The 17,079-nt window shown below is 66.6% G+C and carries 16 protein-coding genes; 11 read left to right on the top strand and 5 right to left on the bottom strand.

Annotated elements, in window-relative coordinates; all coding sequences use genetic code 11:
- Positions 1–50 precede the first annotated feature (50 nt).
- Together ACETPF_RS13715 and yczR are read left to right on the top strand one after the other, a co-directional pair.
- Positions 51–533: a hypothetical protein gene (locus tag ACETPF_RS13715; RefSeq protein WP_373935289.1), complete on the top strand. Its 483-nt coding sequence runs from the start codon at positions 51–53 to the stop codon at positions 531–533.
- Positions 534–623: 90 nt separating this feature from the next.
- Entirely contained in the window at positions 624–2,090 is a 1,467-nt protein-coding gene (gene yczR, locus ACETPF_RS13710) for a MocR-like transcription factor YczR (RefSeq protein WP_373935076.1), read from the top strand.
- A 150-nt stretch (positions 2,091–2,240) separates the two neighbouring features.
- Here the strand turns inward: yczR and ppa are convergent, their stop codons facing one another.
- Together ppa and ACETPF_RS13700 are read right to left on the bottom strand one after the other, a co-directional pair.
- Entirely contained in the window at positions 2,241–2,783 is a 543-nt protein-coding gene (gene ppa / locus ACETPF_RS13705) for an inorganic diphosphatase (RefSeq protein WP_373935075.1), read from the bottom strand.
- A gap of 39 nt (positions 2,784–2,822) precedes the next feature.
- On the bottom strand, positions 2,823–4,742 hold the full coding sequence (locus ACETPF_RS13700; protein WP_373935288.1) for a M61 family metallopeptidase: 1,920 nt from the start codon (positions 4,740–4,742) through the stop codon (positions 2,823–2,825).
- A 218-nt stretch (positions 4,743–4,960) separates the two neighbouring features.
- Here ACETPF_RS13700 and ACETPF_RS13695 point away from each other — a divergent pair, with 218 nt between their 5' ends.
- The 8 genes from ACETPF_RS13695 (at position 4,961) to ACETPF_RS13660 (ending at position 14,078) form a co-directional block, all read left to right on the top strand.
- Positions 4,961–6,298 (top strand): alginate export family protein, encoded by a 1,338-nt coding sequence (locus tag ACETPF_RS13695; RefSeq protein WP_373935074.1) that lies wholly within the window; start codon positions 4,961–4,963, stop codon positions 6,296–6,298.
- Positions 6,299–6,359: 61 nt separating this feature from the next.
- Positions 6,360–7,697 (top strand): histidine--tRNA ligase, encoded by a 1,338-nt coding sequence (hisS, locus tag ACETPF_RS13690; protein WP_373935073.1) that lies wholly within the window; start codon positions 6,360–6,362, stop codon positions 7,695–7,697.
- Positions 7,697–7,828, top strand: a complete 132-nt coding sequence (locus tag ACETPF_RS13685; RefSeq protein WP_373935072.1) for a hypothetical protein — start codon at positions 7,697–7,699, stop codon at positions 7,826–7,828. Before hisS ends, ACETPF_RS13685 begins: the two co-directional genes overlap by 1 nt.
- Positions 7,828–8,913 carry a peptide chain release factor 1 gene (prfA, locus tag ACETPF_RS13680; protein ID WP_373935071.1) on the top strand — a complete coding sequence of 362 codons (1,086 nt, stop codon included), beginning with the start codon at positions 7,828–7,830 and terminating at the stop codon, positions 8,911–8,913. The genes ACETPF_RS13685 and prfA overlap by 1 nt, the downstream gene beginning before the upstream one ends.
- A gap of 40 nt (positions 8,914–8,953) precedes the next feature.
- Complete coding sequence (gene prmC / locus ACETPF_RS13675; protein WP_373935070.1) at positions 8,954–9,775, top strand: peptide chain release factor N(5)-glutamine methyltransferase; 822 nt, start codon at positions 8,954–8,956, stop codon at positions 9,773–9,775.
- A gap of 319 nt (positions 9,776–10,094) precedes the next feature.
- Positions 10,095–10,988 carry a DUF4167 domain-containing protein gene (locus ACETPF_RS13670; RefSeq protein WP_373935069.1) on the top strand — a complete coding sequence of 298 codons (894 nt, stop codon included), beginning with the start codon at positions 10,095–10,097 and terminating at the stop codon, positions 10,986–10,988.
- 115 nt (positions 10,989–11,103) lie between these two features.
- Complete coding sequence (locus ACETPF_RS13665; protein WP_373935068.1) at positions 11,104–12,504, top strand: DUF4139 domain-containing protein; 1,401 nt, start codon at positions 11,104–11,106, stop codon at positions 12,502–12,504.
- Positions 12,505–12,515: 11 nt separating this feature from the next.
- The gene (locus ACETPF_RS13660; RefSeq protein WP_373935067.1) at positions 12,516–14,078 is read left to right on the top strand and encodes a DUF4139 domain-containing protein; all 1,563 of its coding nucleotides are present in this window, start codon (positions 12,516–12,518) and stop codon (positions 14,076–14,078) included.
- Positions 14,079–14,081: 3 nt separating this feature from the next.
- Here the strand turns inward: ACETPF_RS13660 and ACETPF_RS13655 are convergent, their stop codons facing one another.
- Together ACETPF_RS13655 and ACETPF_RS13650 are read right to left on the bottom strand one after the other, a co-directional pair.
- Positions 14,082–14,459, bottom strand: a complete 378-nt coding sequence (locus tag ACETPF_RS13655; RefSeq protein WP_373935066.1) for an acyl-CoA thioesterase — start codon at positions 14,457–14,459, stop codon at positions 14,082–14,084.
- Positions 14,452–14,751, bottom strand: a complete 300-nt coding sequence (locus ACETPF_RS13650; RefSeq protein WP_373935065.1) for a hypothetical protein — start codon at positions 14,749–14,751, stop codon at positions 14,452–14,454. The genes ACETPF_RS13655 and ACETPF_RS13650 overlap by 8 nt, the downstream gene beginning before the upstream one ends.
- Positions 14,752–14,828: 77 nt before the next feature.
- Between ACETPF_RS13650 and ACETPF_RS13645 the strand changes: the two genes are divergently transcribed.
- Positions 14,829–15,257, top strand: a complete 429-nt coding sequence (locus ACETPF_RS13645) for a CBS domain-containing protein (protein WP_373935064.1) — start codon at positions 14,829–14,831, stop codon at positions 15,255–15,257.
- Between the two features lie 15 nt (positions 15,258–15,272).
- Here ACETPF_RS13645 and ACETPF_RS13640 read toward each other — a convergent pair whose 3' ends face one another.
- Positions 15,273–16,760, bottom strand: a complete 1,488-nt coding sequence (locus ACETPF_RS13640; RefSeq protein ID WP_373935063.1) for a lipopolysaccharide biosynthesis protein — start codon at positions 16,758–16,760, stop codon at positions 15,273–15,275.
- Positions 16,761–17,079: the final 319 nt, after the last annotated feature.

Genomic DNA, 17,079 nt, shown 5'->3' with positions numbered 1-17,079 from the left:
GCGAAACATGCCATCTTCCGGCCCGGGCCGGGGCAGTCTATCAGATGGCGATGCGCGCGCTTTTGATCCCCCTCCTGCTGCTGTCGGCCTGTTCCCGGACCAGCGACATTTACGAGGAGCTGCCCAACAGCTCGCTCGCCGGCGCGCCACGTGACGACGTGCCCGAAAGCCGCATGGACGCACCCGTCGCGCGGCCGGTGACGATCGGGGAGGATGGTCCCCGGCTCGACGCCTGCGGCGCGATGGGGCAGGTGACGCGCGCCGGAACCGGTGGCCTCAGCGTGCGTGCCGCGCCTTTTGCCGACGCAAAGGAACTGGCGCGGCTGGCCGAGGGGCAAAGGGCGTGGATATGCACCCGCAGCCTCGACCAGAAATGGCTTGGCGTCGTCGTTCAACCCGCGCCGGCGGCCGACGATGCGGCGCAAGCCCCCGACTGCGGGGTGACTTCACCGGTCGACCGCCGTCAGCCCTATGCCGGCCCTTGCCCGAGCGGCTGGGTGTCGAGCGCCTATGTCCGCCTGATCGCAGGGTAGGGGGCTTTTCCCGCACAACTGGCCTTTTCCTAAAGGGCCAATCGGCGATAGGACGGCGTGGCCATCAGGCCAGAATGGGAGCCAGTCCTCGTGTCCGCTTCGCTGCTTCGTCCGCCCTCCCTCCTTCGCCTCCTCGGCGCCTGGCGCGCGCAGGACAGCGCGGAGCCCGCCTATCGCCAGCTCGCCCAGGCATTGAGGATGCTGGTGCTCGACGGCCGCGTGGCGCTGAACGTCCGCCTGCCGGGCGAACGCGAACTCGCCGCCGCGCTCGGCCTCTCCCGCACCACCGTTGCCGCCGCCTTCGACCGGCTGCGCGACGAAGGCTTCCTCGAAAGCCGGCAGGGGTCTGGCAGCGTCACGCGCCTGCCCGCCGGGCGCACTGCGGCGCCGCTGCCGGACATGGACAGTGTGGAGGGGGGCGGCAACCTCCTCAACTGGACCCATGCCGCCTTGCCTGCCGCGCCCGGCGTCGCGCGCGCTTATGCCCATGCGGTCGAAGCGCTGCCCGCCTATCTCGGCGACCTTGGCTACGACCCGCTCGGCCTCGCCGTGCTGCGCCGCGCCGTCGCCGCCCACTATGATCGGCGCGGTTGCCCGACCTCGCCCGACCAGATCATGGTGACGAACGGCGCGCAGCAGGGCTTTTCGCTGCTCCTTAAATGGCTCGCCGGGCCGGGCGACCGGGCGGTGATCGACCATCCGACCTATCATAACGCCATCCAGGCGCTCCAGCGCGCGCATGTCGTGCCGGTGCCGGTCGGGCTGCCGCGCCAGGGGTGGGATATCGACGCGATGGAGGCCGCCTTCCGCCAGACTGCCCCTCGCTTCGCCTATGTGATCGCCGATTTCCACAATCCCACCGGGCGCAGCATGGACCCTGCTACCCGCCGCGCGCTGGTGGCGGCGGCGGCGCGCAGCCACACCCCGCTCATCATCGACGAAACGATGGTGGCGATGGGGCTGGACTTCGCGCCGCCCCCGCCGGTCGCGATCCACGATCCATCCGGGCGGCAGGTCATCACCATCGGGTCGGCCAGCAAGATCTTCTGGGGCGGGTTGCGGGTGGGCTGGATTCGCGCCGATCCGCAGACGATCGCGGCGCTCGGCCGGCTGCGCACGACGATGGACATGGCGAGCCCCGTGGTGGAGCAGCTCGCCGTCGCGCAGCTGATCGACGCCGATGTGGGGTTGGGCGAGCGGGCTGGCATATTGCGTGCCCGGCGCGACCATCTGATCGGATTGCTCGAACGCCGACTGCCGCACTGGTCGGTCGATGCGCCCGCCGGGGGGCTCTCGCTCTGGGCGGAAATGCCGCGCGCGGAGGCGACCGCGCTTGCCGCGCTCGCCGAAAGCATGGGCGTGCGCGTCGCGCCCGGCCCGCGCTTCGGCGTCGGCGGCGCGTTCGAGCGCTTCCTGCGCCTGCCCTTCACGCTGGACGAGCCGCAACTGGAGGCCGGGGTCGAGCGTCTGGTCGAAGCCGACGCCCGCCTCCATGCCCGCAGCCCCAAGCTGCGCGATTCGCCCGCCCTGGCGCTGGAGGCGGACCGGCTGATCTGAATCAGAAATCCTCCCCCGTGGGGGGAGGGGGACCGCCCGCGTAGCGGGTGGTGGAGGGGTGTCACCTTATCGTGAGCGTGACACCCCTCCGTCTGGCCTGTGGCCATCCACCTCCCCTTTCAGGGGAGGATGTGTTGGCGAAACCCTGCCTTACGCCGCCTTCTTGCCCTGCTGATAGCGCTCGATCGCCTCGATCGTGATGCGCTTGGCGTCCTCGGCCCCGCCCCAGGTGCCGACGCGGACCCATTTCTTCTTCTCCAAATCCTTGTAATGGGTGAAGAAATGCTCGATCTGCTCCATAACGATGCCGGGCAGGTCGTCCTTCTCCGTCACGTTGGAATAATAGGGGAAGACCGAGTCGGCCGGCACGCAGACCAGCTTCTCGTCGCCGCCCGCTTCATCCTCCAGGTTCAGCACCGCAATCGGGCGCGCGGCCACGACCGCGCCGGGGATGAAGGGCGATCGCGCGATGACCAGCGCGTCGAGCGGATCGCCGTCGGGCGACAGCGTGTGCGGCACGAAGCCGTAATTGGCCGGATAGCGCATCGGCGTGTGCAGGATGCGGTCCACGAACAGCGCGCCCGACGCCTTGTCGAACTCATATTTCACGGGCTCGCCGCCGGTCGGCACCTCGATGATGACGTTGAGGCTGTTGGGCGGATCGTCGCCGACCGGGATCAGTTCGATATTCATGGAAAACCCTTGTCCTTGCCTGTTTGCGCGTGCGGGTGATTATGTTCTTGGTTGCAGCAGCCGATCGAGGCTGCCGTCACCCCCTCCTGTCTTTTCGAGGCGCGGATAGCGTAGCCCACCCGAATAATCGAGTGTCAAAGTGCGATAATATTTGTCCTGCTTTAGTATGATCTGGATCGGCTGTTTGGCCTTGATCGCGGCTTTCCAGGCGTCGCCGGAAAATTCGTCGCCATTGACCGCCACGATCTTCGCGCCGACCGTCAGTCCCGCCTTGAACGCCGCGCTGTCCCAGATCACCGCCGTCACCTCGCCGTCATTCTTGACGATCGTGCCCAGCCCAAAACTCTGGTCGGTCATCTTGTTCGCGCCTTCGGCTGCCTTGGTATAGGCGCCCGGCTCCTCGCCATAGACGAGGGTATAGCCGCCCAGGATGAAGCCGCCCTTGGGCGTCTCGCGCGTGGGGCTATCGACATATTTCTGGAAGAAACCGGCCCAGTCATAAGGCGCGATATCATTCAATGTCTTGATGACGTCGCCGCGATTATAGACGACCTGACCCCAGTCGCCCGGATTGATCCCGAAGAAGGCCTTGGCGAAATCGTCCAGCCCCTTCTTGCCCCGCGTCGCCTTGGCGATGATCGCGTCGGCCTCCAGCCAGATCATCAGCCCTTCGTTGTAATAATCCTCCGACCGCTGCCAGCTCGGCCAGCCCTTGGGCCGGCGGGCGGAGATGATGGGGTCGTGGGTGGTATCCTCCATCGGCCGCCACTGCCGCCCCACCGCCGTGTCCAGCTTCGCCGCGATATGGGCGTAGGCGTCCAATGTCTCCTGCTTGCTGAACAGCCCCGACCGCGCACCCAGCACATAGCCCCAGAACTGCGTCTGCCCCTCATAGACCCACAGCAGATTATCCTGCATCGGCACGTTGAAATCGGGCGTCCAGAGAAGGTCGGGGCGGCGGAACTTGCCGTCCCAGCTATGGGTGAATTCATGTGGCAGCAGGTTGCGGTCGAGCAGCGCGTCGCCCTTGTCCCAGCTCTTGAAATAGCCCGGCTCCACCTGATTCTCCGAAGAGCGATGATGTTCCAGGCCAATGCCGCCCATCTCGTCGGTAATGGCGAGCAGGAAGTCATAATGGTTGAAATGGTATGCGCCAAACAGCTTGCCCGCCTCGGCCACCAGCTTCCTGTGCTTCGCGATCTGATCGGGCTTGAAGTCCAGCTCGTCGGCGTCGTCGGCGACGATGTTGAGCGTCACATTGCTCCCCAAGTCCACCGGCTTGAAATAGCGACCGGCGAAGACGGGCGAGTCCTGCAAAGCCTCATAATCGATCGTCTCATAGGCGACGGCGTTGCCATTCTTCGTGCCGCGCAGCGCGGTCGCCGCCTGCCAGCCAGCGGGATAGGTCACGGTCGCCTGTATCGGGATCTGGCGGGTATAGTAGCCCGCCGGATAGAGCGACACGCTTTCCCACTGGATGTTCAGCATCTTGGGCGTCACGACGACGCGGCCCTGATTGCCCTGCGTCGCCGACAGGAACTGGAACTGCGCCACCACCTCGGTCGCGCCCTGCGGCACGTCGATCTGGAAGGCATAGACGTTCAGCGGATCGCGCTTCCATGGCACAGGCTGGCCGTTCGCCGTGATGGTGAGGCCGGTCAGCTTCTCGATGGCCCCGCGCGGCGCATGATTGCCCGGCAGCCATTCGGGCATCAGCAGCGTCAGCGGCCCGGCCTGCGCGACGGGGATCGTCTCCTTCACGCGAAAGATGCGCTGGGTCGTATCGCTCGCGTCCACCTCCAGCCGGATCGTGCCGCCGGGATAGGGCATGTCTTTCGGCATGGGCGCGCCGCTGTTGACCGGCAGGGCGGCGGGCTTGGAGCGGATCGCGTCCTGCGCCATCAGCGGGGCGGCGATCGCGGTGGAAAGGATAAGGGCGGCAGCAAGGCTGCGGATCATGGATGTCTCCGAAAAGATGGGCGGGCGGAACCGCCCGGATGGGGCCAGCATGGCGGCAGGACGGTCGCGCGTCCACCCCTGCCGCATGAAAAGGGGGTTGATCGCCAGGCGGCTTTTGGCCATGCACCCCGCCATCGGGATCAGCGCCTTCCCGGTCAGCACCCGCGCGCCAAAGGCTGCCCCAAAAACCCCGCCTCGCGGGATGAAGGAGCCTGTTCGTGACGCCATTGCGCCTGTTTCTCTCTGCCCTTGCCCTTTCCGCTACCCTGCCCGCCGCGGCCGCCGAAGAACAGGGCTTCGCCCTCTCCGGCAATGCCCGAATTCGCTACGAGACGCTCGCCGGGCAGGCGCGCGCGGGGCTGGATGACCGCATCGACATCGTCAGCCTGCGGACGGTGCTGGCGGCCGACTGGCGACAGGGGCCAGTCCATGTCGGCGTCGAACTGTGGGACAGCCGCATCTGGGGCGGCCATCCGGGCGAAGGCATCGGCACGGGGGAAGTCAACACGATCGAACCCGTGCAGGCCTATGTCGCCGCTGACCTCGGACCGCTGCTGGGGGAGGGAAGCAAGGCGTCGGTCCAGCTCGGCCGCTTCATGCTCAACCTCGGATCGCGCCGCCTCGTCGCGGCGGACGATTATCGCAACACCACCAACGGCTATACCGGTGCGCGCGTCGACCTGGCGACGGGGCAGGGCGGCAGCGCGACGCTCATCTACGTCCTGCCGCAGCAGCGCCGCCCCGACGACGAAGCCGCCATCCTCGACAATGATGTCGCGCTCGACCGCGAAGGCTTCGACCTCCAGCTTTGGGGCGGCTATGGCGCGCAGCGCCTCAGCAAGGCGAGCTTCGCCGAGATCGGCTATTTCCGCCTGCGCGAACGCGACCGCCCCGGCCGCCCGACCCGCGACCGCGACCTCCACAGCATCAGCCTGCGCCTGATGCGCGATCCCGCGCCCCGCCGCTTCGATTATGAGGTGGAGGGCATCTGGCAGATGGGCCGGATCAGCGCCTCGACCGCCGCCGCCGCCCGCACCCTGGCCGTCGCGGCATGGTTCGCCCACGCCGACGCCGGCTACAGCTTCCCCGGCCCCTTGAAGGCGCGGCTGTCGGCCGAGTTCGACTATGTGAGTGGCGACCGGCCGGGCGGGGCGTACAATCGCTTCGACACTTTATTCGGGATGCGCCGGGGCGATTTTACCCCGGCCGGCATCTTCGCCCAGACCCACCGCGCCAACATCATGACGCCCGGCGTCCGCGTCGAAATGGCGCCCGGCAAGCGGCTCGACCTCTTCGCCAACTGGCATCCGATGTGGCTTGCCAGCCGCACCGACGCCTTCTCCACCACCGGCGTGCGTGACATCACGGGCCGCTCTGGGCGCTTCGCCGGCCACTTGCTCGACGGTCGCCTGCGCTGGTGGACCATCCCCCAGAAATTGCGCGCCGAAGTCAACGCCAGCCTGATCCTCAAGGGCCATTTCCTGCACGACGCGCCCAACGCGCCCGATACGGGCGATACGCGCTATATATCCCTCGCCATGACCGCGAATTTCTAGCGCGACCCTGTCCCAAAAAGCGTTTTCCACCGGCTCTGTTTGCCGCTAAAGGCGCTGCCCCATGGCAAAAACAGAAACGCCGCGTCCGGTGCGCGGCACGCAGGACATGCTGGGCGGCACCCCCGACGCCTTTCAGGAGCGGTTCGCGCATGTCGTCGCGACCTTCGACCGGGTCCGCCGCCTCTACGGCTTCCAGCGGGTCGAGGTGCCCGTCTTCGAACAGACCGCCGTGTTCGCCCGCTCGCTCGGCGAAAGCACCGACGTCGTCTCGAAGGAAATGTACACGTTTCAGGATCGCGGCGGCGACAGCATCACCCTGCGCCCGGAATTCACCGCCGGGATCAGCCGCGCCTACATCACCGAAGGCTGGCAGCAATATGCGCCGCTGAAAGTGGCGACCCACGGTCCGCTCTTCCGCTACGAACGCCCGCAAAAGGGCCGCTTCCGCCAGTTCCACCAGCTCGACGCCGAAATCATCGGCGCGGCCGAACCGGGCGCCGATGTCGAACTGCTGGTGATGGGCGACCAGCTGCTGCGCGAACTGAAGATTGAGGGCGTGACGCTGACCCTCAACACGCTGGGTGACGCGCAGAGCCGCGAAGCCTGGCGCGCCGCGCTGATCGCCCATTTCGAGGCGCATCGCGATCAGCTGTCGGAGGAGAGCGTCGAGCGCCTCGCCAAAAACCCGCTCCGCATCCTCGACAGCAAAGACCCCCGCGACCGCCCCATCGCTGACAGCGCGCCGGGAATAGACGCCTATCTGACCGACGAAGCCCACAGCTTCTTCGACAAGGTCAAGGCTGGACTGGATGCCGCCGGCGTCAAGTATGAGCGCAACAATCGATTGGTACGCGGCCTCGATTATTACCGCCACACCGCCTTCGAGTTCGTGACCGACCGGCTGGGCGCGCAAGGCACGGTGATCGGAGGCGGGCGCTACGATGGCCTGATCGAAAATCTCGGAGGCCCGAGCACGCCGGCGGTCGGCTGGGCGGCCGGGATCGAGCGGCTGGCGATGCTGGTGGATGGGGTTGAGGCGCAGAAAATTGATGTCGCTGTCATCCCGATGGGTGATGCGGCGGAAGCGGTCGCAACTGGTCTTGTTGCAAATCTTCGTCGTTCAGGTGTGGCGGCCGATATGGGCTATCGCGGCAACATGAAGAAGCGAATGCAGCGCGCGAATGCGAGCGGCGCTAAATGGGCTGTCATCTTGGGCGACAGTGAACTGGCTGAGAATGCCGTCATTATTCGTAACCTAGAAGCAGGCGTACAAGTGAAGCAGCCGATTGAGCATATTGGCAAGCTGCCCATGTCACTGTTGGACGGACCGCCTTTAGGCAGAAAAGGCGAGGCGACGGGAACTATCGCCGAACTGCTGAAGGATCTTGGGCAGTCTTAATGCACATCTCCGCCAATCGCGCCCACCCCACCCCGTTCGCCCTGAGCCTGTCGAAGGGCTCTTCTTTCTTCGTGAAGAAAGATAAAGGCTTCGACAGGCTCAGCCTGAATGGTATTGAGGTGCGCGCCTGATGCACATCTCCGCCGAACGCATCGCGCAGATCGAGGCGCGCCGGGATGAGGTGCAGGCGTCGATGACGCGCGCCGATCTCCCCGCCGATGCGTTCGTCAAGCTCTCTAAGGAATATGCCGAGATCGAGCCGGTCGCCGCCGCCGCGCGCGAGCTGCGTCGCTTGCGGCAGGAACTCGCCGCGCTCGAAACCATGACCGGCGGTGAGGAAGCAGACCCCCTCATGCGCGACATGGCGCAGGAGGAGATGCAGATCCTCAAAGCCCAGCTCCCCGCCGCCGAACGCGCGCTGGCGCTGCATCTCATCCCCCGCGACGCCGCCGACGCGCGGCCCGCCATGCTCGAAATCCGCGCCGGCACCGGCGGTGACGAGGCCGCTTTGTTCGCCGGCGACCTCTTCCGCATGTATCAGCGTTACGCCGACAGCCAGGGTTGGAAGCTGGAGATGCTCTCCGCCAATGCCTCCGAACAGGGCGGGTTCAAGGAAGTCGTCGCCAGCGTCAACGGCACGGGCGTCTTCGCGAAGCTCAAGTTCGAAAGCGGCGTCCACCGCGTCCAGCGCGTCCCCGCCACGGAAAGCGGCGGGCGCATCCACACCAGCGCCGCGACCGTCGCGATCCTGCCCGAGCCCGAGGAAGTGGACGTCCAGATCGCCGACGCCGACCTCAAGATCGACATCTACCGCGCGTCCGGGGCAGGGGGGCAGCATGTGAACACCACCGATTCGGCTGTCCGCATCACCCATTTGCCGACCGGCATCGTCGTCACCCAGCAGGACGAACGCTCCCAGCACAAGAACAAGGCGAAGGCGATGCAGGTGCTGCGCGCCCGCCTCTACGAAGCCGAGCGCGAGCGCGCCCATAGCGAACAGGCCGGCGCGCGCAAGGCGATGGTCGGGTCGGGCGACCGCTCCGAACGCATCCGCACCTATAATTTCCCGCAAGGCCGTGTCACCGACCACCGCATCAACCTGACCCTCCACCGCCTGCCCGAAATCCTCGAAGGCCCCGGCCTTGCCGAAGTCATCGACGCCCTCATCGCCGAGGACGAAGCGGCAAGGCTGGCGCAACTGGACGGGGTGGCGTGACGCCCCTTCTATTCCCGCTCCCGCCAGCGGGAGTGGAGGGATGAACATCCCCGCCGCATTACGCCAAACAACTGTCCAGCTCGCTGTACAAATCGATACGCCGCGCCTCGACGCCGAACTGCTGATGGCCCACGCGCTGGGCCTTTCCCGCGCCGACATGCTGCTGCGCCAGCACGACCTCCCCGTGCCTGACAGCTTCGCCGCGCTGGTCGCCCGGCGCCTCGCCGGGGAACCGATCGCGCATATCGTGGGCACCCGTGATTTCTGGACGATCAGCCTCACCGTCATGCCCGATGTCCTGATCCCCCGCCCGGACAGCGAAACCCTGATCGAGGCGGCGGTCGATCATTTCGCTGCCGGCGCGCCTGCCAGCATCCTCGACCTTGGCACCGGATCGGGCGCGCTGCTGCTCGCGGCTTTGAGCCAGTGGCCGCAGGCGCGCGGCATCGGCGTCGATGCCTCGCCGGCAGCGCTTGCCGTGGCGCGCGGTAACGCCGACCGGCTCGGCCTTGCCGACCGCGCCGATTTCCGGGTCGGCGATTGGGCGGCGGGGATCGATGGCCCGTTCGACCTGCTGCTGATCAACCCGCCCTATATCGGCCTGTCGGAACCGCTCTCCGGCGACGTTTTGCGCGATCCGCCCGCCGCGCTGTTCGCGGGCGAGGATGGCCTCGCCGACTATCGCCGCGTCGCGCCCGACCTGCCGCGCCTCATCGCGCCCGGCGGCATCGCCGCGATCGAGATCGGCCATGCCCAGGCCGCGAGCGTCTCCGCGCTGCTTGCCGATCAGGGGCTGGCGGTCGCCGTCCGGCGCGACCTGGCCGGCCATGATCGCTGCCTCGTCGCGGCACCTTCCTGTTAATGCATGTGCGTTTTCCATGCCCGACACGCGAAAATGGCTTGGTTTCTTGGTTTAAAGCCTCTACATCGGTGTCAGGACCGGTTTCCTCTCATGACATGGTCATGCGGCCATCGACGAAAAAAGGCCGGTTTCCTTAGCTCCTTATAGTCATGACGGCGCTCGCTGCAAAGGCGCCGCGGGCGGCTGGGGTAATGGTCCGGGGCGAAGGACCATGCCTGGCGGAGCCATATTCGGTCCCGATGAAGCGGGCCGTGCTTGGGGATGGCGACTGAACAGTGTTTTCAGTGAATGGTGACATAGCGAACGCAAGGATCATGTCTTGATCAACAATCGGCAGGCCGGCCGCCGCAATCGCGGCCGGAACAACAACAATGGCCGCCCCAACGGGAACAACCGGGGCGGCGGCGACAATGGCAACCGCATCGACAACCGCGCACGCGGCAATGCGGCCCAGCTTCTTGAGAAATACAAGAATATGGCCCGCGACGCGCAGATGGCGGGCGATCGGGTGAACGCCGAATATTATCTCCAGTTCGCCGACCATTATTTCCGCGTCCTTGCCGACAATCGCGCCCGGCAGGAGGAGCAGCAGCAGCGCTTCCGCCCCCGTGGCGAGGGCTATGACGAGGATGGCGACGATTTCGATACGGCCGACGATAGCGGTGACGATTATCGCGCCGAACAGCCTTCCTATGAACGCGCCCCGCGCGATCAGGGTCGGGACCAGCCCCGTGAGCAGGCCAGAGATCAGGATCGCCGCGATGACGGGCGTGAAGGCCGCGATTACCGCGAAACGCGCGACAATACGGATGGGCGCGAAACGCGCGACGGCAACCGCAACTTCAACAACAACCGCCGCGATCGCAACAATCGCCGCGACCGCTTCGGCCCGCAGGACGCCCCCGCGCAAATGGAAATGGGCGTGGAAGGCCCGATCGGCACCCCCGCCGAAGCGCCCGCGCCGCCGCCTCGCCAGGCTGCGCCCGCTCCCGCACCCGTAGCCGAAACCGCGCCTGAGGCTGAAGCCCCCCGTCCGCGTCGCGGCCGCCCGCGCAAGGCCGCCGCGCCCGCCGAAACAGCCGAGAGCTTCGACGCCGCCGTGCTGCCGCCCTCGATCGCTCGCGCCGATAACGACGCGCAGCCCGAGGCGGAGGAAGCGCCCAAGAAGCGCACCCGCCGGCCCCGCGCTGCGGCGGCCGAAGCGGCCGAATAAGCGGCTGCCACAAGATGAAGAAAGGGACGGTGCCCGGCGCGCCGTCCCTTTTTTCATGCCCGCTTTCCAAGCCTGCCGCGATCCGGCACAACGGGCCGACATAGGAGAGATGCCGATGATCGCCGCGCGCCTGCTGTCCTTGCTGTTGACCGCTCTTCCCCTCGCCGCAGTCGCGCAGGACGCCGCCGATCCCACCGGCGCGACCGCGCAGGGCGATGTCGCCGTCACCATCTACAATAATGGGCAGAGCCTGGTGCAGGACGATCGGCAACTCCCCGTCAATGCCGGTCGCAACCGCATCGAATTTCCCGACGTATCCGCCCGCATCCGCCCGGAAACGGTCAACCTTTCCGGCCCCGGCCTTTCCATCGTCGAGCAGAATTTCGATTTCGACCTCCTCTCTCCCGACAAGCTGATGGACAAGGCAGTCGGGCAGGAGGTGACTCTGGTCCGCACCAACCCCGCCACCGGCGCGGAAACGCGCGAGCGGGCGAAGGTGCTGGCCGCCAATGGCGGCATCGTGCTCCAGATCGGCAGCCGGATCGAGGTGCTGCGCGACGACGGCCTGCCGGTGCGCGTCGTGTTCGACCGGGTGCCGCCCAATCTGCGCGCCCGTCCGACCCTGTCGGTCACGGTGGAGGCAGCGAGCGGCGGCACGGTGCCCGCGCGCCTGTCCTACCTCACCCCCAATCTCGGCTGGACCGCCGACTATGTCGCCCTGTTCGATGCAGCGAAGGGCGCGATGGACATGCAGGGATGGGTGACGCTCACCAACAACACGGGCACGACCTTCACGAACGCGAAAACCATTCTCGTCGCGGGCAACCCCGCAAGCGGCGGCGGCCGGCGCAACTGGTGGCAGGGATCGAGCGGCGCGATCGACCAGGCCGGCATTGAAAGCGGCCCGCGCGAGCGCCTCGGCGACTTCTACCTTTATCCCCTGGCCCAGCGCACGACGATCGCCAACGCGCAGCAGAAGCAGGTGAGCTTCCTCGACGTGAAGGGCGCGCCAGCCCGTTCCACCTACGAATATGTCAATGGCTGGCTAGGCAGTTCGATCGAGCCGATGAGCGCGTCGAGCGTGCTCAAATTCTCGACGTCCAAGCAGGGCGGCCTTGGCGATCAGCTCCCCGCCGGCACCATCCGCGTCTATATGCGCGACGCGCGCGGCGATCCGCAGTTTATCGGCGAAAACAGCATCGACCATACGCCCATGGGTTCCTCGATGGCGCTCCGCACCGGCGAGGCGTTCGACGTCAAGGTTCGCCCGACTGTCGAGCAGCGCACGCGCAAGAGCGGATCGCGCTGGGAAACGAAAATGCGCTATACCCTGACCAACGCCCGGCCCGAGCCGGTGACAGTCGACTTGGCGCAGCAGGGCCTATGGGGCGACACCCGCGTCACCGCGCAAAGTCTGGAAGGCAAGCGCACCTCCGCCGACCGGATGGAATGGAGCGTCCCGGTGCCGGCCAACGGAACGGTCGACCTCAGCGTCACTTTCGACACGCGCTACTGAAGCGGCCAGCGATGCTGCGGCGATCCCTTGCGCTATTGTGCATCATCCTCTCTGGCCTGTCCGCCCCCGCTTGGTCTGAAACCGTCCTCTCCCCCAAGGCGGACGCCGTCTCCCTCACCATCTATCGCCAGCCCGGCCGCGCCAAAGGGGCGATCGATCTGAACTGGCCGGGCGGCTACGCGCTGGTCACGGAAACCCGCACCGTCGATCTGCCAAAGGGCGAATCGACCATCCGCTTCGAAGGCGTCGCCGAGGGATTGATGCCTGAAACGGCCGTGCTATCTGGCATGCCGCGCGGCGTGCGCGAGAAGAATCGCGACGCCCGTCTCCTCTCGCCCGCCGGCCTGGTCGACGCTTATTTGAAGCGCAGCGTCACCCTCCAGCGCACCGACCGAAAGACCGGCAAGGTGACGCGGCAGGACGCGGTCATCAGCGCCGGGCCGATGGGCGGCGTCATCCTCCGCACCGCGCAAGGCTATGAGGCGCTGGGGTGCAGCGGCCTTCCCGAACGGATGCTCTATCCGCGCGCGCCCGCCGATCTTTCCGCCCGCCCGACCCTGTCGGTCATTGCCAGCGCCGCCCGCCCGACCCGCGCCACGCTCCAGCTCACCTACCTTGCCGAGGGGTTCGACTGGGCCGCCAACTATGTCGCCGACATGAAGCCGGACGGTCGCATGCTCGACCTCATGGCCTGGCTCACGGTCGCCAATGGCGGCGTCACCGGCTTTCCTGACGCGCGCCTCTCGGTGATCGCCGGCCAGCCGAACAAGCGCGGCCGCGCGCCCCAGCCGCGCCCGACCGGCGGCCCGCTGCACCTGCAATGCTGGCCGACGGACACCACCAGCACCCATCCGGTCTGGGAGCTGTTCCCGGTGCAAATGCCCGAGCCGATGGCGGAAATGAACGGGTTGGAAGACATTATCGTCACCTCGCAGCGCAGGAACGCCGAGGCCGTTCCGGCACCGATGATGATGGCGCCACCCCCGCCGCCGCCCCCGCCGCCTCCGCCCGAGGATGTGGGCGACCTCAAACTCTATCGCGTCCCCATGGCCGTGAATGTCTCGGCCAGCGGCCAGAAGCAGGTCGCGTTGCTCCGCCAGCCCGGCGTAAAGGCGGAGCGGCTTTATGCCGCCACCGTCGGCTATGGAGGGGTGGAATCGCGCCCGATGACGCTGCGGCTGCGCCTTCAGAACCGCAAGAGCGATGGCCTCGGCCTCCCCATGCCTTCGGGTCGGGTGGCGGTGTTCGAGGATGTGGGCGATATGCGCCTCCTCGCCGGCGAAGCCGATATCGGCGACAAGGCCGAGGGCGAGCGGGTCGATTATGACATCGCCCAAAGCCCCGACGTCCGTATCGCCTCGACCCGCCTGTCCCAGACACGCGCTGCCCGTACCTGGTCGATCCGCCTTACCAACGCGCGCCCGTTCGATGTCACGGCGGAAGTCACCATCCCTCACGCCATCGATCCGCGCCCCGCCGATATGGAACGACGGGGCGACGCCTGGATCTGGCGCGTTACCATCCCCGCCAGTGGCGCGGTGGAATATGGCTATGTCGAGCGGCTGGTGCGCTGATCCTCAGCCCGTGGGCAGGGGGCGCGGCCGGTGGTCAGCATCGAGCGCCACGAAGGTATAGACCCCGCTCGTCAGTTTCACCTGCGTCTCTGCGATGCCGCGCGTCGCCACCACATCGATGCGGATCGCAACCGATGTGCGCCCGCGCCGTTCCTCGCGCGCATAGACCGACACGATATCGCCCAGCAGGATCGGCGCGATGAACTTCATACTCTCGATCGCCACGGTGGCGACTGGCCCCTGCGCGATCCGATTCGCGACGATGCCGCCGGCGACGTCCATCTGGCTCAGCACCCAGCCGCCAAAAATATGGCCGTTGCTATTGATATCGGTCAAATGCGGCATCACCCGCAGCACCGGCTCGCCCCGTCCTTCAATCATCCAACGGCACCTCGTCCTTCAGCCTGTCGATCACCTGCGCGTCATGCCCGGTCCCGTGCGACAGGAAGGCGAGCGCCATCAGCCCCGACCCCAGCATGAAGGTCAGCCACACGCCCAGCACCGTAGCGATCGTCATGTGCAGCGGCAGCATCCCCACCCACCAGTAGAGGAACAGCAGCGCCGCACCGACGCACCCCGCCCCGACGAGCGCCATCCACCCCATGATGCGGCGAAATCGCTGCCATGCGGTTGCGGCGATCTGCGGATCATCCAGGGCCTGCTTGCGCGTCATGTCTTTTCATTGGGACGGGAAAGTGGGATCATCAAGCCCCGACACGAATGATTTGCGGCAGTATAAGGAGAGCAGCCATGTCCATCGCGGCGATTTTGCAGCGTAAGGGAAGCGACGTCATCCACGTCCATCCGGGCGACAGCGTGCTCCATGCGGTCAAACTGCTCGCCGAAATGCGGATCGGCTGCGTCCCCGTGGTGGATGGCGGGCAGGTCGTCGGGATATTTTCGGAGCGCGACCTCGTCTATCGCGTGGCCCAGGACGGCCCTTCCGCGCTCGACCATGTGGTGGGAGACGTGATGACCGCGCCCGCCATCACCATCGACGATGCGACCCCGGTGCTGATCGGCCTGTCGCTGATGACCAAGCGGCGCATTCGCCATCTGCCTGTGGTGAGGAACGGCGCGCTGGTCGGCATGATCTCGATCGGCGATCTGGTCAAATTCCGCATCGATTCGATCGAGTCGGAGGCGGAGGCGCTGCGGACCTATATCCAGACCGCCTGATCGGCTGAGGCGGTATCAGGCCGGGGCAGGGGCAGGCGGAGTCCGCCGCAGCACCAGCGCGATCAGTTCGTTGAGCGTACCGCGCGCGCACAGCAGCAGCGCGCCCAGGAAAGCAATGCCGCCTGCCGGGACCAATATGCCGAGGCGAATCGGCGCGGCGAGCGGCGGCAGCAGCGCGTCGAGCGCCATGACCACGCCGGCCATCAGCACCGAACAGCCCAGGCCGGGCGCCGCCGCCGCCGCCAGATCGGCCAGGCGCAAGCCCATCGGTGCGCCCGCCAGCCGCGCCGTCACCAGCGTCAGGACCGGGAAGGCCCCGAGCCAGGCCCAGGCAAGCCCGATCGCGCCGACCTGAATCCCGATCAAGAAGGCGGCGGGCATCAGCACCGCGCCCACCGCCGCGACTCGCGCGGTCGTGCCAGGCCGGCCGAGCGCATTGCTGACCGGCGCGAACATCACCTGCACGGTCATGAACGGCATGGCGAGCGCCAGGATCGCGACGAACGGCGCCATCTCCAGCCATTTGGCGCCGAACAGGGTCTCGACTAGAGGCTCCGCCGTCACCGCCATGCCGAGGTAAATGGGGCAGGTCAGCAGCAGCAGCAGCTTCACCGCCTTGCAGAAGGACCAGGCGACTCGGCTGAGATCCTTCTGCATCCGGGCATAGGCGGGGAAGGCGACATCGTTGAGCGGCGGCACGAACTTGCTCACGAAAATCTGGGTCAGGAACAGGGCTTCGGCATAGAGGCCCAGTTGGTGCGGCTCCAGCACCCGGCCGCCGATGAAGATGTCGGCCTGGCTCTGCACGATCCAGAAAAGCTGCCCGCCCAACAGCGACGCACCATAACCGACCATGGCCCCGGTGCCGCGAAAGTCGAAACTCGGGATCGGCCGAAACCCGGTGACGACGACATAGCCCGCCGCCTTCACCCAGAAGCCCGCGATCGGCGCCCACACCAGCGTCCACACGCCCCAGCCCGACAGCGCCCCGGTCAGCGCCACGGCGGCGGACGCGGCGGCGGCGATCAGGTTGACGAGGGCAGGGCGCTTAAAATCGAGCGCCCGCCCCATGATCGCTTCGGGAATCGAGATGAAGGGGGTGGAAAGATAGAGCAGCGCCTGCACTCGCAGCAGTTGCGCCACCATGGGCTGGTCATAATAGTCGGCGGCAATGGGGGCGATACCCAGCTGGAACAGCGCCAGCGCGCCGTTCAGCAGCAGCATGATGCCGAATGCTTGGCGCAGCCGGTGCGGCTCGACCGTGTCGGACTGGACCAGCGCGCTCACAAGACCATAGCCGTTCAGGAACGTGGCGAAGTTCAGGATGACCTGGGTCATGGCGAACAGGCCGTAATCGGCGGGATCGAGCAGCCGGATGACCGCCAGCGTCACGCCCCAGCTCATCACCTGCGACAGGATCTGGCTGCCTGATCGCCAGAACAGCGCGCTCCTTATGCGCGCGCCGAATCCCGCGTCGTTCGCATCGGCATCCTGCAATCCCATGGGTCGTCTCGTCTTCCTGTATGTGCGCGCCGAGACTCGGCCTTAGCCCGCAAACCCCCAAAAATTTCTGAAATAAAATTGCAAAAAGCGTTTGACGGGTCGGGAAGCCCTCCATATATGCCCCCTCACCGGACGACACGGCGCCCTAGCGGCGCTGATCGGACGGTCGCCAACATCAGCGGGACACCCTCCCTCGGAAGCATTTTCGAGGAAGAATGGCTGTTCCGCGGAAGGTTGGAAGCTCTTTGACATTGTAGATTGATGAAGGGACATGTGGGCGGCGGCTCCGGTTGTTCATGGCTTTCGGGCATGGATTGAT

This window comes from Sphingobium agrisoli, from assembly GCF_041877245.1.
Taxonomy (GTDB): Bacteria; Pseudomonadota; Alphaproteobacteria; order Sphingomonadales; family Sphingomonadaceae; genus Sphingobium.
This window is presented reverse-complemented; position numbering and strand designations above follow the sequence as displayed.

What these genes read in the sequence shown, in the direction of transcription:
- ACETPF_RS13665 (WP_373935068.1), top strand. Translation starts at nt 11,104, where the DNA reads ATGATCGCCGCGCGCCTGCTGTCCTTGCTGTTGACCGCTCTTCCCCTC.
- ACETPF_RS13700 (WP_373935288.1), bottom strand. Translation starts at nt 4,742, where the DNA reads ATGATCCGCAGCCTTGCTGCCGCCCTTATCCTTTCCACCGCGATCGCC.
- ppa (WP_373935075.1), bottom strand. Translation starts at nt 2,783, where the DNA reads ATGAATATCGAACTGATCCCGGTCGGCGACGATCCGCCCAACAGCCTC.
- ACETPF_RS13715 (WP_373935289.1), top strand. Translation starts at nt 51, where the DNA reads ATGCGCGCGCTTTTGATCCCCCTCCTGCTGCTGTCGGCCTGTTCCCGG.
- ACETPF_RS13650 (WP_373935065.1), bottom strand. Translation starts at nt 14,751, where the DNA reads ATGACGCGCAAGCAGGCCCTGGATGATCCGCAGATCGCCGCAACCGCA.
- ACETPF_RS13640 (WP_373935063.1), bottom strand. Translation starts at nt 16,760, where the DNA reads ATGGGATTGCAGGATGCCGATGCGAACGACGCGGGATTCGGCGCGCGC.
- ACETPF_RS13685 (WP_373935072.1), top strand. Translation starts at nt 7,697, where the DNA reads ATGCACATCTCCGCCAATCGCGCCCACCCCACCCCGTTCGCCCTGAGC.
- hisS (WP_373935073.1), top strand. Translation starts at nt 6,360, where the DNA reads ATGGCAAAAACAGAAACGCCGCGTCCGGTGCGCGGCACGCAGGACATG.
- ACETPF_RS13645 (WP_373935064.1), top strand. Translation starts at nt 14,829, where the DNA reads ATGTCCATCGCGGCGATTTTGCAGCGTAAGGGAAGCGACGTCATCCAC.
- prmC (WP_373935070.1), top strand. Translation starts at nt 8,954, where the DNA reads ATGAACATCCCCGCCGCATTACGCCAAACAACTGTCCAGCTCGCTGTA.
- ACETPF_RS13655 (WP_373935066.1), bottom strand. Translation starts at nt 14,459, where the DNA reads ATGATTGAAGGACGGGGCGAGCCGGTGCTGCGGGTGATGCCGCATTTG.
- ACETPF_RS13660 (WP_373935067.1), top strand. Translation starts at nt 12,516, where the DNA reads ATGCTGCGGCGATCCCTTGCGCTATTGTGCATCATCCTCTCTGGCCTG.
- prfA (WP_373935071.1), top strand. Translation starts at nt 7,828, where the DNA reads ATGCACATCTCCGCCGAACGCATCGCGCAGATCGAGGCGCGCCGGGAT.